Here is a 12331-nt window from a genome sequence, read left to right on the forward strand (position 1 = left end):
ACAGGGAGACACCAATGACCATGTACGCCACGCTGGAAGAAGCAATTGATGCCGCTCGCGAAGAGTTCCTCGCCGATAATCCCGGCATTGAGGAAGAAGATGCTGACGTGCAACAACTCAATATCCAAAAATACGTCCTACAGGACGGCGATATTATGTGGCAGGCCGAATTCTTTGCTGATGAGGGTGAAGATGGTGAATGTCTGCCGATACTGAGTGGTGAAGGTGCGCAGGCGGTTTTCGACGGCGACTATGACGAAATTGAGTTACGTCAGGAGTGGCTGGAAGAAAATACGCTGCACGAATGGGACGAAGGTGAGTTTCAGCTTGAACCGCCGCTGGATACCGAAGAGGGTCAGGCCGCAGCGGATGAATGGGACGAGCGATAAGCTGTCGTTACTCGTAAGGGCCGTGGCTGGCATCGATGGGCAGCAGTAGCGTGTCGAAAATCAGCGAAAACGGCAGATCGAGCACGGTGAGATAGCGCCATGCGGAATCATGGACATCCCACTGTACGCCGGGATAGTACTGATTCCCGTGGCCCTGCCCGGGGATGGTGCGACTGATAATGCTGCCGCAGCCGCTGAGCAGGCATGCCATCATGATGACAATGATTACTTTCATTTCTGACCTCTAAAAAAATACCGGCGATTAAGCCGGTATTTTATTTGGCGGGTAAAGAAGCGTTACTTCGCCTTCAGTGCCAGCGGATTCAGCTTCACATCCTTGTAGTAGTTCACCCACGAAGAGTATCTCTCCGGCGCGGACCACACGCGGTAGTGAAGCCTTGCCATCGTCACCGGATCGCTCAGCAGCACCAGACGACGGTCGCGGTTAAGCTTTTCTGGCGTCTCGTTCAGCGCCTGCTCAACGTGGCGGTCGCGGGCAATCTCCAGCACCTGGCTGGCGCGGTGACGCGCCGTCGCCATTGCGGTTGCCAGCGCGTTGAATGACGGGTTAAACACGGCGTGCATAAAGCCATCATCCAGCGTGCGTTTGCGGTTCTGCTCCAGGTAGGTATCGGTATCCACCAGCACCTGCGGCGGAGAATACTCTTCCGGGATCAGGAACAGCTTCCAGCGTTTGGTACGCAGCCCCACCGTGGAACGGCTGGAGATCACCGACACAAACGGCGACAGGATCAGCGAGAAGACGATTGGCGCCAGCCAGAACAGGAAACGCAGATCCAGCCAGGCCATACCAACGGCCCACACCAGGCCCAGCAGCAGTTGAGAGCCGTGGCGCATAAAGGCTTCACTCCACGGCGTAGAGTCATCGTCACGCTGCGGGGAATTCCACACCACTTCCCATCCCAGGAACGCGCTTACCACGAACACCGTATGGAACAGCATACGCACCGGTGCCAGCAGGACCGAGAACAGCACTTCCAGCAGCAGTGAGAGGGTCACGCGGCAGAAACCACCGTACTCCTTCGAACCTTTGCACCAGATCAGAATGATACTGAGCAGCTTAGGCAGGAACAGCAGCACCATGGTCGACGCGAACAGCGCAATCGCCAGCTCCGGACGCCACTGCGGCCACACCGGGAACAGCTGGCGCGGTTGCAGGAAGTACTGCGGCTCCGTCAGGGCATGCACGACCTGCAACGCGGTTGAGAGCGCGAGGAACATAAACCACAGCGGTGCAGACAGGTAGGACATGACGCCCGTCAGGAACACCGCCCGGTGAACAGGGTGCATCCCTTTCACCAGGAACAGGCGGAAGTTCATCAGGTTACCGTGACACCAGCGGCGGTCGCGTTTGAGTTCATCCAGCAGGTTCGGCGGCAGCTCTTCATACGACCCAGGCAGATCGTAAGCAATCCAGACACCCCACCCTGCACGACGCATCAACGCCGCTTCCACAAAGTCATGCGACAGAATGGACCCGGCAAACGACCCTTCACCCGGCAGCGGTGCCAGGGCACAGTGCTCGATGAATGGCTTCACGCGGATAATGGCGTTGTGGCCCCAGTAGTGAGATTCACCCAGCTGCCAGAAGTGCAGACCGGCGGTAAACAGCGGCCCGTAAACGCGGGTCGCAAACTGCTGGCAGCGTGCATACAGCGTGTCCATACCGGACGCTTTTGGCGAGGACTGAATAATACCCGCGTTCGGGTTGGCTTCCATCAGACGGACCAGCCCGCTCAGGCAGTCGCCGCTCATCACGGAGTCCGCGTCCAGTACCACCATGTAGCTGTACTGGTTACCCCAGCGACGACAGAAGTCATCGATGTTCCCGCTCTTACGCTTCACACGACGACGACGACGGCGGTAGAAGATCTGCCCTTCGCCCTGCACTTCAGCAATCAGCTCCATCCAGGCTTTTTGCTCTGCCACGCAGATATCCGGGTTGTAGCTGTCGCTCAGGATATAAATGTCGAAATGCGCTGCGTTACCGGTCGCCTTTACAGACTCCCAGGTAGCACGCAGCCCGGCGAATACGCGGTCAACGTCCTCGTTACAGATAGGCATGATCAGCGCGGTGCGGTGCTCAGGGTTGAGGGGTTCATCCCCGACCGTCGACGCGGAAATGCTGTATTTGTCACGTCCCATCAGCAGTTGCAGGAAGCCCATCAGCGCTGTCCAGAACCCGGCAGAGACCCAACAGAACAGCACGGCGAACAGCAACAGAATGCCGCTCTGTAAAATATACGGCAGCAGCTGCATGAAGGAGACCCAGATATCCTGGCCAATCATGTCAGCAGGGTTAATCAACGCCCAGCCCTGGTACGGCAGAATGGTTTTCATGTACCAGGTAGCGACAACCGTCTGCGCCAGCGTCAGCAGCAGCAAAATGTAACGACGAATCGTTCCCACGGTACGCCATTTCTGCTCGGACGCCTGCTGTTCTTTGGTCAGACGTGACAGATAGCGCGGCGTCACGTCACGCCCACGCAGGCGATCCCAGAAGCGGCCCACCGGGTTGGTGCGCCACGGATCGGGGAACATAGAGGAACGCGTGGCCTTCGGCATCGCCTGTAGCTGGTCACGCCCTTCGTCATCCTTGATTAACTGCCCTTCTGCCAGCGAGTCCGGCCATGCCTGCTCCAGACGTGCCTTCACTGACCCCAGCGGCGTATCATCATCACGGGAAAAGTGACGATGTTCACCATCCAGCGCGGTGTGAACCGCGCGGATGTCGCTCGCAGGGAGTGCCGCTTTTTCAATGTCCGTTAGCGGCATGGCATCAATATATTCAGATGTATTATTCATTGGCAGGTAGCTGATAGCTCCAGGTTTCACTCAGCGGCTTATCGTTACTGACCAGCGCGGCGCGCATTTCAGTGGTCTGTTTCGGATCTTTCACCTTCACGCGCAGGGTCAGACGCCACCCTTTGGTGACCGGATTGTAGCGCACGGCGTTCTCAACGATTTCACCGTTATCGCCAATGCTGGCCTGTGCCGTCACGGCAGTATCCGGCGCCAGTTTTTTCATATCCTGGCCGGTGAAGTCCACGATAAACGCCAGCGTGCCATCCGGCTGACGAATCAGGTTGGACTGCTTCACGTCACCCGTCGAACGGCGCGTCTGCATCACATACGCGTTATCCGGTGCGTGCAGTTTGTCTTCGTCACGGCTGAAGGTGATCGCATACTTGAAGTTCATCTCTTTACCGGCTTCCGGCAGCTGATCCGGGGTCCAGTACGCGACGATGTTATCGTTGGTTTCATCGTTGGTTGGAATTTCAACCAGCTCAACCTTACCTTTACCCCAGTCGCCTTTCGGCGTAACCCAGGCGCTTGGGCGCAGATCGTAGCGGTCATCCAGATCTTCAAAGCGGGAGAACTGACGGCCACGTTGCAGCAGACCAAAGCCCTGCGGGTTTTCCATCGCAAAGCTGCTGACGGCGAGATGTTTCGGGTTGTTCAGCGGACGCCAGATCCACTCACCGTTACCCGCATGGATGGAAAGGCCATTGGAATCATGCAGTTCAGGACGGAAGTTGGTCGCCGGAGAAGGCTGGTTCGGCCCGAACAGGAACATGCTGGTCAGCGGCGCGACGCCCAGTTTGCCCACTTTATCGCGCAGGTAAACTTTAGACTGCACGTCAACGACCGTGTCACGCCCAGGCATGATCACGAAGCGATAAGCGCCTGTCGCACGAGGGGAGTCCAGCAGCGCATAAATTGTCAGACGTTTGTCGGTTGGTTTTGGACGTTCGATCCAGAACTCGCGGAAACGTGGAAATTCTTCACCTGATGGCAGCGCGGTATCAATTGCCAGACCGCGCGCAGAAAGCCCGTACACCTGCCCCGCGCCAATCACGCGGAAGTAGCTGGCGCCAAGCATGCTGACGATTTCGTCGTTTTTATCTTTGCTGTTAATTGGGTAAAGCACCTTGAAGCCGGCAAAGCCGAGGTCTTTCACTGTGTCTTTATCGTGTTGCACATCGCCAAAATTGAAATAATCCGGGCTGTACTTGATTTTGCGTACCGCGGTCGCCGTCACTTCATTGATGGCAACCGGCGTGTCGAAGTACATACCCTGGTGGTAAAATTCAAGCTTGAACGGGGTTTTAATATTGTTCCAGTACGCTTTATCGTGATTGAACTGGATCTGCTGATAGTCCGCGTATTTCATGTCGCGGAAAACGGAGGGCAGGTTACTTTTTGGCGCTTCGTAGCTCTTGCCCGCCATCGATTTAGCCTGTTTTGCGACGTCATCGATGTTAAAGGCCAGTGCAGATGAGGTATACAGTGACAACAGCACTGCTACACCCAACCAACGCATTTTCATCATTTGTGGTTTATGTTTCATAATAAGTAAGCACTTCCCCCTTTGTGTGCTTATATCGATCCGATCCATTTTAATGGAAACTCAGGCAATCCGACAACATTATCACTGCTTTGTTCAGCTCGCTGGCTCATGGATTAAGCAAATGAAAGAACCCGCATTTCACTTTGCGTGCTTATCCTGGAGACAGGGTGTCGGTCTTGGTGTAGGGTTGGCTCCGAATGTAACCATTATGAGCCTTAGGGATAAGGCGAAAAGTCTGAGAATGCGCAAAGTTATATGAGCACAACCCCTGTACAACGTGAATATTTCCTCGACTCGATCCGCGCATGGCTCATGCTATTGGGGATCCCTTTTCATATTTCACTGATCTATTCCAGCCACACCTGGCACGTGAACAGCCAGCTGCCCTCCTGGTGGCTAACGCTGTTTAACGATTTTATTCATGCCTTCCGCATGCAGGTGTTTTTTGTCATTTCCGGCTATTTCTCTTATATGCTCTTCTTGCGCTATCCCCTGAAGCGGTGGTGGAAAGTGCGCGTGGAGCGCGTGGGTATACCGATGCTGACGGCCATCCCGCTGCTGACGCTGCCGCAGTTCATCATGTTGCAGTATGTGAAAGGCAAGGCGGAAAACTGGCCGAATCTCTCCCTCTATGAGAAATACAATACTCTGGTCTGGGAGCTGATCTCGCACCTCTGGTTCCTGCTGGTACTGGTGGTGCTCACCACGGTGAGTTTGCTGATCTTCAGTCAACTGCGCCAGCGCGCGAGCACCGCGTCTTCGACCTTCTTCGGCAACATCACCCACGGCAAGCTGTCGCTGCTGTTTCTTGCGCTGGGCATCGCTTATGCCGCCGTCAGGCGTACCCTGTTCATTGTCTACCCACCCATTTTGAGCGATGGGCTGTTTAATTTCGTGGTGATGCAGACACTGTTCTATATTCCTTTCTTCCTGATTGGGGCGCTGGCATTTATTCATCCCCGGCTTAAAGCGCTGTTTACTACCCCCTCCCCCTGGTGTGCAGTGGGTGCCGCGCTGGCCTTTGCCGCCTATCTGCTCAATCAGCGCTACGGCAGCGGCGACGCATGGATGTATGAGACGGAGAGCGTGATAACGATGCTGATGGGGCTGTGGATGGTGAACGTGGTGTTCGCCCTGGGCCATCGTCTGCTGAATTTTAAGTCCAGTCGCGTAACCTATTTCGTTAATGCGTCGCTGTTTATCTACCTGGTTCACCACCCGCTGACGCTGTTTTTCGGCGCATACATTACGCCGCATATCACCTCGAATGCGCTGGGCTTCTTCACCGGCCTGGTCTTTGTGGTTGGCATTGCTATTGTGTTGTATGAAATCCACCTGCGGATCCCGCTTTTGCGTTTCCTGTTCTCAGGCAAACCGCAGGTTAAAGCGGAATAACAAAACGGCGCCTCCGGGGCGCCGTTTTTGCATTTCAGGCATCAAAATGCCTGGCTACGCTCGGTCAAAATCCGCTGATACAGGTCGGCGGTTTGCTCATCGAAACAGACGAAAATGACTTTTTCCGGCATGGGTTTGAGGGAAAGGTAGTGATAAACGGTATTCACGGCGATCGTTGCTGCCGCTTCCTTTGGATAACCGTACACCCCCGTGCTGATGGCGGGGAACGCCATGGTTTTATACCCGTTATCTGCCGCAAGCCGCAGGCAGTTACGATACGCCTGCTCCAGAATCTCAGCCTCATGGCGGTCGCCCCCGTGCCAGACCGGGCCAACGGTGTGGATCACCGCTTTTGCCGGGAGATCGCCCGCGAGCGTGATAACCGCATGCCCCGGGGGACACTCTCCCTGCTGCTGGCGCACGGTTTTGCATGCTTCGAGAAGCTGAGGACCTGCGGCCCGGTGAATGGCTCCATCCACGCCGCCCCCACCCAGCAGGGAGGAGTTGGCTGCGTTGACGATCACGTCAACGTGTACCGTCGTGATATCGCCATGAATAACGTCGATTTGCGGTCTCATAAAACACCCTCTGCAACCCGCCTTTTTCCTAAGTGTATCGCAGAGGGAGAAGGAGAAAAACCGCCGCGAAAGAAACGGCCGCTAGCGGTAATCCACCTGAACGACCGCCAGCGTTTTCTTTTCATTCAGGTATTTCATGGTGACAGCAGCCAGATCGGATTGCGTACGATGGCCCCGGAGCGCTTCGTCATAACTGATAGTATGCGTTTCCATACGGTTATTTTTTGGACAGGAGATTGCAAACTGCTGATGCCGGGGCGTCACTTCGCATGGGTCAGCAACCACCGCGCCGCGAAAATGAATTACCCCACCATTTACAAGGGTTGCTGAATAAGCCGGAGAAAAAATAGAGGACAAAAGCAGTCCCAGACCTGAAATAATAGACGCTGCGGATTTGAACATTATTTGTACTCCTCAATGTAATTCGTCCTTGAGGGGTAAAAACGCTCCGTTATGACCTATGAAATATCAGTTTACGGAACCAAATTGCCGGGTTCTTGATATCAGCATAGCTTAACTGCGCAGCTCCGCCACTTTTATAAATCATTGATTTAATGAATGATTAATGCGTGTGCATCGGTACGGTCCATTGCTGCGATAAATAGAGCGATTTTCCATCAGATACGGTGACAATTATTTTTACCGCATCCCCTGAGCGAATATTAAAACTGATTCGGCTTAAATCAATCGGCTGATTAGCGGGTATAAAAAGGGTATTTTTCTGCCGCGATGTACTTTTTCCCACCAGCCCCTCGCGAACAGATAACACCTCAACCTGGCATTCGCAGGCGTCCGCCAGGGTGACCTGAGGAATAATGGTTGTCATATTTTCCTGTTGTGACGTGCTGAACGTTATCTGGCTGGCAAGCGCGGCAAGGAGAATGAAGGTGCTCATGAGATCCTCCCGAAAAAAAACAGGGCCTGTGCCCTGTTTTTGGATACAGAAAAAATCAGTACTGATGCGCGGTCGCGTTGTTGCCAAAGCCAACCTGATGCACAGTCACCGTTGAACCGGACGCCGTCTGGTCTACCGCCGCACCGTTGCCGCCGCCGAACTGTTTCACATTGATAACAGAGTCTTTGCTATTCCACTGGTCGATGGTGGCGCTGTTACCAAAGCCTTTTTGCAGCAGATCGATAGAGCTGTCATCAGATCCCTGTCCAACATCCGCGCCGTTACCGCCACCATGCTGGGTAATGGTCAATTCAGAATCTCTGGCGTCCGTCTGCAAAGCAAGCGCGGAGTTACCGCCGCCGTACTGGTAAATGCTCAGGGTTGAATCAGGGCCGTTATTACCGCCACCCCAACCACCACCGTGGCCGCCGCCAAATTGTGGTACCGCACCTGCGAAAGCACTGCCAGAAACGACGATTGCTGCAATAACTGCCACTTTGATAAGTTTCATGGTAAACCCCCATCGGATTGATTAAGGCGTCACACATCGCTAGCGTTGAATAACACGAATAGCCATTTGCGACTGTCTCTGTACTACAACTGCTGTTTTCTGCGTACCATACTGCGTTATATTCGCCCTGTTACCCGAGCCTTTCTGGATAATCATGGCGGTGTTGCCAAAAGCGCCCTGCTTAATACTCGCATCGTTACCGTTGCCGGTCTGATCGATATAAGCAAGGTTATACGTCCCTGACTGATCAACATTCGCTCGGTTATTCCCGCCCTCCTGGGAAATAACGGACAGTAATTTAGAACCGCCCTGGCGAACGTCAGCATTATTACCTGAACCCTGTTGACCAATAATGGCTGCCTGATTGTATGAAGCTTTACTTAATTCATTTATCGCAAAATTATATTCAGAAGCGGCTAAATCTGAATCACCTGCGATGACATACCCAGGCGCACCCAGTAATGTAAACATCATAAACAACGTTTTGTTTTTCATGCTGTCACCCTGGACCTGGCGATTAAATAACTGTTCTGTTCTCCGCTAACGCGATTCATTTTGTTAACGCCGCGTTACGGAAAAGAGTATGTCTGCCGAAACATGTTTTATATCTCACCCGTGCGCCTTATTTTTATATTTTGATTCACCTCAAAGTCGTAAATTCCGGCTAAAAACCCCTCCGCGCGCAGCTGATGCGGAAAAACAGCCTTCTCCCGGCGCCTGTACAACAGCGAGGCTGGTTGTCCAACCTGTGTCAGCTTGTTCAGACAAAAACAACGGTGCCCTTGATCACGTGCGTGACACGAAGCAAGTTTTCTTAAGAAAACCGTCCGGCTTAGAGAAGTCTTACCTTTTTATCGACATTCATACTTTTTGCCGCTTGGCTTATAATAATATAAAACAAGATAATTCAATTAATTATAATATATTGTATGCTTTTTAAAATGTGTGCACGTTTATACACCTGTACAACTTTCCCCTTATCTTTAAATCTATTGCGACCGTCAAATACACAAATTAATATTGAATTTTACATTCTGTTACACGATTAACACTTGCTTTAAAGTTTGCAATAGCTAGATTGAAAACAGCAGTACGTTATTTGTTTTTTAAATTTACCGCCTCCTCTGGAGGAAGGTTTTTTAACTACACACAGCAGTGCCACACCTGTCAGTACTTCTGGTGCCCTTTACATAATACGAAGGGCAGCTGCCGGGTGTCATAAATAACGTGGGGTTTCATCATGTTTAATGAAGTCCATAGCTTACCCGGTCATACATTATTGTTGATCACTAAACCTTCCTTACAAGCGACAGCGTTATTGCAGCATTTAAAGCAATGTCTGTCGCTTAACGGGAAACTGCATAATATTCAACGTTCTTTTGATGATATCGCTCCTGGCAGCATCATTCTTCTCGATATGATGGAAGCGGATAAAAAACTCATCCATTACTGGCAAGATAATTTAAGCAGGAAAAACAATAATATCCGCGTGTTGTTATTGAATACGCCTGATGAGTATCCTTTCCGCGAAATTGAGAGCTGGCCGCATATTAACGGCGTGTTTTACGTCACTGAAGAAGAAAACCGTGTCGTGGAGGGGTTGCAGGGCATATTGCGGGGGGAGTGCTATTTTTCGCAAAAGCTGGCCAGCTACCTTATTACCCACTCCGGAAATTATCGCTATAACAGTTCAGAATCGGCTCTTCTGACGCACCGTGAGAAAGAGATCCTGAACAAACTGCGTATTGGTGCTTCAAATATTGAAATCGCCCGTTCGTTATTTATCAGCGAAAATACGGTTAAGACGCATCTTTATAATCTTTTCAAAAAGATAGCTGTTAAAAATCGCACGCAGGCGGTGTCATGGGCAAACGATAACCTCAGGCGTTAATAGCATGAAACGCACCTTAAGTTGGATTGCTGGCGCAGGTTTTATGCTTGCTGCCGGAAACCTTCAGGCTGTTGAGGTGGAAGTCCCCGGACTATTAACCGACCACACCGTCTCCTCTGTCGGACACGATTTTTATCGTGCCTTCAGCGATAAGTGGGAAAGCGATTATCCGGGTAACTTAACCATCAACGAACGGCCCAGTGCACGGTGGGGAAGCTGGATCACAATAACCGCTAATCAGGACGTTATTTACCAGACCTTTTTATTCCCAACGAAAAGAGACTTCGATCAGAACGTCGCTTTCGCACTGGCACAAACCGAAGAAGCTATTAACCGCCTACAGCTGGACAAGGCCCTTTTGAGCACAGGCGATTTAGCAAAAGATGAGTTCTAGCAACGACACCTATTTCGGAGGCTGTAATGCGTCTCGCACACACAGTGATTTCGTTAATGCTCATTGCGCCGTTGAGCTGGGCCGGAAATATGACATTCCAGTTCCGCAACCCTAACTTTGGCGGCAACCCGAATAACGGAGCCTTTATGCTTAACCAGGCTCAGGCTCAAAACTCCTATAAAGACCCCAGCTATGATGATGATTTCGGTATCGAGACCCCGTCAGCCCTGGATAATTTCACTCAGGCCATCCAGTCGCAAATATTAGGTGGCTTATTAACCAACATTAATACCGGCAAACCCGGCCGGATGGTCACAAACGACTTTATCGTCGATATTGCCAATAAAGACGGGCAGCTTCAGTTAAATGTGACAGACCGAAAAACCGGTAGAACCTCGACAATCCAGGTTTCAGGTTTGCAGACCAGTTCAACTGATTTCTAAACAACCCCAAAATAAGGACAATTATCATGCAGCGCTTTTTTATTTTAGTTGCAGTGTGCTTATTAAGCGGTTGTTTAACTGCCCCGCCAAAAGAAGCCGCTAAACCCACCTTAATGCCCCGTGCCCAGAGCTATCGGGATCTGACGCATCTGCCGGTGCCAACCGGGAAGATATTCGTCTCGGTGTATAACATTCAGGACGAGACGGGCCAGTTCAAACCGTACCCGGCCAGTAACTTCTCGACGGCCGTGCCGCAGAGCGCCACCGCGATGCTGGTTACTGCCCTGAAAGATTCTCGCTGGTTTATCCCGCTGGAACGTCAGGGGCTGCAAAACCTGCTTAATGAACGAAAAATCATTCGTGCCGCACAGGAGAACGGTACCGTTGGCGTCAATAACCGCATGCCGCTACAGTCTCTCACCGCAGCCAATATCATGGTGGAAGGCTCGATTATCGGCTATGAAAGTAACGTGAAATCGGGCGGCGCGGGTGCGCGTTACTTTGGTATTGGAGCCGACACGCAGTATCAGCTGGATCAGATTGCCGTTAACCTGCGCGTGGTTAACGTGAGCACGGGTGAAATTTTATCCTCCGTCACCACCAGCAAAACCATTCTCTCTTATGAAGTGCAGGCAGGGGTATTCCGCTTTATCGACTATCAGCGTTTGCTGGAGGCCGAAATTGGTTACACCTCCAACGAGCCGGTCATGCTGTGTCTGATGTCGGCCATCGAAACCGGCGTGATTTTCCTGATTAATGACGGTATCGATCGCGGCTTGTGGGATCTTCAGAATAAAAGTGACGTGAGTAATGCGGTGCTGGTGAAATACCGTGAGATGTCGGTGCCGCCGGAGTCCTGACTGGCAGCGTATAAAAAAGGCGAGATGTCCGTCTCGCCTTTTTTTATTTACTCACCGCAGGAACGTTCTGGCTCTTTTCGCGTCGGGCCGCAAGCCAGAGACCACTGTTTTTCATGGCATAGCCAAACAGTAATCCCAGCATGACCGAAGGAACCACCAGCTTCCAGTCCCCCTGCCCTGCAAAGGTCGCACAGGCGCCCATAAACGTGCCGGGCACAAAGGACAACAGCAGATGTTTTGCCTGAACGCACATCAGGAAGGCCACAATACCGGTCATGACGTACCCCAGAATTTCCACATGCGGCGCCAGCGCGCTGCCCTTCATAATGACCAGCGCCCAGACCACGCCACTCAGCAACGTGCAGCCTGAAATAAACAGCCCTTTGAGACCACCCTGCGGGCAGGCGAAATAGGCCGTACAGCCAAGAAAACCGGCCCAGCTCAACAAACCGAGAGACACCGCCACCCAACCCCAGAGGCCGGAGAGGATGCCAGTCGTGATTGCAATACAAAGTAATATGTTCATGGTGCGCATCTTAGCAGATGCGCACCATGGAAATGAGATCAGAAGCACATTACGTGCAAGTTTAAATGTATGGTTGC

16 protein-coding genes are annotated in these 12331 nt (G+C 52.2%); 7 read left to right on the forward strand and 9 right to left on the reverse strand.

Annotation, left to right across the window (positions count from 1 at the left end):
- The first annotated feature begins 14 nt into the window (after positions 1-14).
- Positions 15-389 (forward strand): MysB family protein, encoded by a 375-nt coding sequence (locus BH712_RS05670; protein ID WP_003858026.1) that lies wholly within the window; start codon positions 15-17, stop codon positions 387-389.
- A gap of 7 nt (positions 390-396) precedes the next feature.
- Here the strand turns inward: BH712_RS05670 and BH712_RS05675 are convergent, their stop codons facing one another.
- The 3 genes from BH712_RS05675 to mdoG form a co-directional block, all read right to left on the reverse strand.
- Positions 397-624 (reverse strand): YceK/YidQ family lipoprotein, encoded by a 228-nt coding sequence (locus tag BH712_RS05675; RefSeq protein ID WP_006809284.1) that lies wholly within the window; start codon positions 622-624, stop codon positions 397-399.
- A gap of 62 nt (positions 625-686) precedes the next feature.
- Complete coding sequence (mdoH, locus tag BH712_RS05680; protein WP_006809285.1) at positions 687-3215, reverse strand: glucans biosynthesis glucosyltransferase MdoH; 2529 nt, start codon at positions 3213-3215, stop codon at positions 687-689.
- Entirely contained in the window at positions 3208-4761 is a 1554-nt protein-coding gene (mdoG, locus tag BH712_RS05685) for a glucans biosynthesis protein MdoG (protein ID WP_015570847.1), read from the reverse strand. The genes mdoH and mdoG overlap by 8 nt, the downstream gene beginning before the upstream one ends.
- A gap of 255 nt (positions 4762-5016) precedes the next feature.
- Between mdoG and mdoC the strand changes: the two genes are divergently transcribed.
- Entirely contained in the window at positions 5017-6156 is a 1140-nt protein-coding gene (mdoC, locus tag BH712_RS05695; protein ID WP_006809288.1) for a glucans biosynthesis protein MdoC, read from the forward strand.
- 41 nt (positions 6157-6197) lie between these two features.
- Here the strand turns inward: mdoC and ymdB are convergent, their stop codons facing one another.
- The 5 genes from ymdB to csgB all read right to left on the reverse strand — a co-directional run bounded on the left by ymdB (position 6198) and on the right by csgB (position 8635).
- Positions 6198-6734 carry an O-acetyl-ADP-ribose deacetylase gene (gene ymdB / locus BH712_RS05700; protein ID WP_006809289.1) on the reverse strand — a complete coding sequence of 179 codons (537 nt, stop codon included), beginning with the start codon at positions 6732-6734 and terminating at the stop codon, positions 6198-6200.
- Positions 6735-6815: 81 nt separating this feature from the next.
- Positions 6816-7136, reverse strand: coding sequence for a type 1 fimbrial protein (locus BH712_RS05705; protein ID WP_006809290.1), 321 nt, complete (start codon positions 7134-7136; stop codon positions 6816-6818).
- Positions 7137-7296: 160 nt separating this feature from the next.
- On the reverse strand, positions 7297-7629 hold the full coding sequence (gene csgC / locus BH712_RS05710) for a curli assembly chaperone CsgC (RefSeq protein ID WP_006809291.1): 333 nt from the start codon (positions 7627-7629) through the stop codon (positions 7297-7299).
- A gap of 55 nt (positions 7630-7684) precedes the next feature.
- On the reverse strand, positions 7685-8140 hold the full coding sequence (gene csgA / locus BH712_RS05715; protein WP_006809292.1) for a curli major subunit CsgA: 456 nt from the start codon (positions 8138-8140) through the stop codon (positions 7685-7687).
- Between the two features lie 39 nt (positions 8141-8179).
- On the reverse strand, positions 8180-8635 hold the full coding sequence (gene csgB, locus BH712_RS05720; protein WP_000792383.1) for a curli minor subunit CsgB: 456 nt from the start codon (positions 8633-8635) through the stop codon (positions 8180-8182).
- Between the two features lie 88 nt (positions 8636-8723).
- Here csgB and BH712_RS24550 point away from each other — a divergent pair, with 88 nt between their 5' ends.
- The 5 genes from BH712_RS24550 (at position 8724) to csgG (ending at position 11728) form a co-directional block, all read left to right on the forward strand.
- Entirely contained in the window at positions 8724-9080 is a 357-nt protein-coding gene (locus tag BH712_RS24550; protein WP_139237268.1) for a hypothetical protein, read from the forward strand.
- A 300-nt stretch (positions 9081-9380) separates the two neighbouring features.
- On the forward strand, positions 9381-10031 hold the full coding sequence (gene csgD / locus BH712_RS05725) for a biofilm master transcriptional regulator CsgD (protein WP_006809293.1): 651 nt from the start codon (positions 9381-9383) through the stop codon (positions 10029-10031).
- A 4-nt stretch (positions 10032-10035) separates the two neighbouring features.
- Entirely contained in the window at positions 10036-10425 is a 390-nt protein-coding gene (csgE, locus tag BH712_RS05730; protein ID WP_006809294.1) for a curli production assembly/transport protein CsgE, read from the forward strand.
- A 26-nt stretch (positions 10426-10451) separates the two neighbouring features.
- A complete protein-coding gene (csgF, locus tag BH712_RS05735; protein WP_006809295.1) occupies positions 10452-10868 on the forward strand; it encodes a curli production assembly/transport protein CsgF in 417 nt (138 codons plus the stop codon).
- Between the two features lie 26 nt (positions 10869-10894).
- Positions 10895-11728: a curli production assembly/transport protein CsgG gene (gene csgG / locus BH712_RS05740; protein WP_006809296.1), complete on the forward strand. Its 834-nt coding sequence runs from the start codon at positions 10895-10897 to the stop codon at positions 11726-11728.
- 43 nt (positions 11729-11771) lie between these two features.
- Here csgG and BH712_RS05745 read toward each other — a convergent pair whose 3' ends face one another.
- Positions 11772-12254: a DUF1097 domain-containing protein gene (locus BH712_RS05745; RefSeq protein WP_126507009.1), complete on the reverse strand. Its 483-nt coding sequence runs from the start codon at positions 12252-12254 to the stop codon at positions 11772-11774.
- Positions 12255-12331 lie beyond the last annotated feature (77 nt).

This window comes from Enterobacter hormaechei ATCC 49162, assembly GCF_001875655.1.
GTDB classification, from domain to species: domain Bacteria; phylum Pseudomonadota; class Gammaproteobacteria; order Enterobacterales; family Enterobacteriaceae; genus Enterobacter; species Enterobacter hormaechei.

Coding starts and splice junctions, on each gene's coding strand:
- BH712_RS05670 (WP_003858026.1), top strand. CDS start 15: ATGACCATGTACGCCACGCTGGAAGAAGCAATTGATGCCGCTCGCGAA.
- BH712_RS05675 (WP_006809284.1), bottom strand. CDS start 624: ATGAAAGTAATCATTGTCATCATGATGGCATGCCTGCTCAGCGGCTGC.
- mdoH (WP_006809285.1), bottom strand. CDS start 3,215: ATGAATAATACATCTGAATATATTGATGCCATGCCGCTAACGGACATT.
- mdoG (WP_015570847.1), bottom strand. CDS start 4,761: ATGAAACATAAACCACAAATGATGAAAATGCGTTGGTTGGGTGTAGCA.
- mdoC (WP_006809288.1), top strand. CDS start 5,017: ATGAGCACAACCCCTGTACAACGTGAATATTTCCTCGACTCGATCCGC.
- ymdB (WP_006809289.1), bottom strand. CDS start 6,734: ATGAGACCGCAAATCGACGTTATTCATGGCGATATCACGACGGTACAC.
- BH712_RS05705 (WP_006809290.1), bottom strand. CDS start 7,136: ATGTTCAAATCCGCAGCGTCTATTATTTCAGGTCTGGGACTGCTTTTG.
- csgC (WP_006809291.1), bottom strand. CDS start 7,629: ATGAGCACCTTCATTCTCCTTGCCGCGCTTGCCAGCCAGATAACGTTC.
- csgA (WP_006809292.1), bottom strand. CDS start 8,140: ATGAAACTTATCAAAGTGGCAGTTATTGCAGCAATCGTCGTTTCTGGC.
- csgB (WP_000792383.1), bottom strand. CDS start 8,635: ATGAAAAACAAAACGTTGTTTATGATGTTTACATTACTGGGTGCGCCT.
- BH712_RS24550 (WP_139237268.1), top strand. CDS start 8,724: ATGTCTGCCGAAACATGTTTTATATCTCACCCGTGCGCCTTATTTTTA.
- csgD (WP_006809293.1), top strand. CDS start 9,381: ATGTTTAATGAAGTCCATAGCTTACCCGGTCATACATTATTGTTGATC.
- csgE (WP_006809294.1), top strand. CDS start 10,036: ATGAAACGCACCTTAAGTTGGATTGCTGGCGCAGGTTTTATGCTTGCT.
- csgF (WP_006809295.1), top strand. CDS start 10,452: ATGCGTCTCGCACACACAGTGATTTCGTTAATGCTCATTGCGCCGTTG.
- csgG (WP_006809296.1), top strand. CDS start 10,895: ATGCAGCGCTTTTTTATTTTAGTTGCAGTGTGCTTATTAAGCGGTTGT.
- BH712_RS05745 (WP_126507009.1), bottom strand. CDS start 12,254: ATGAACATATTACTTTGTATTGCAATCACGACTGGCATCCTCTCCGGC.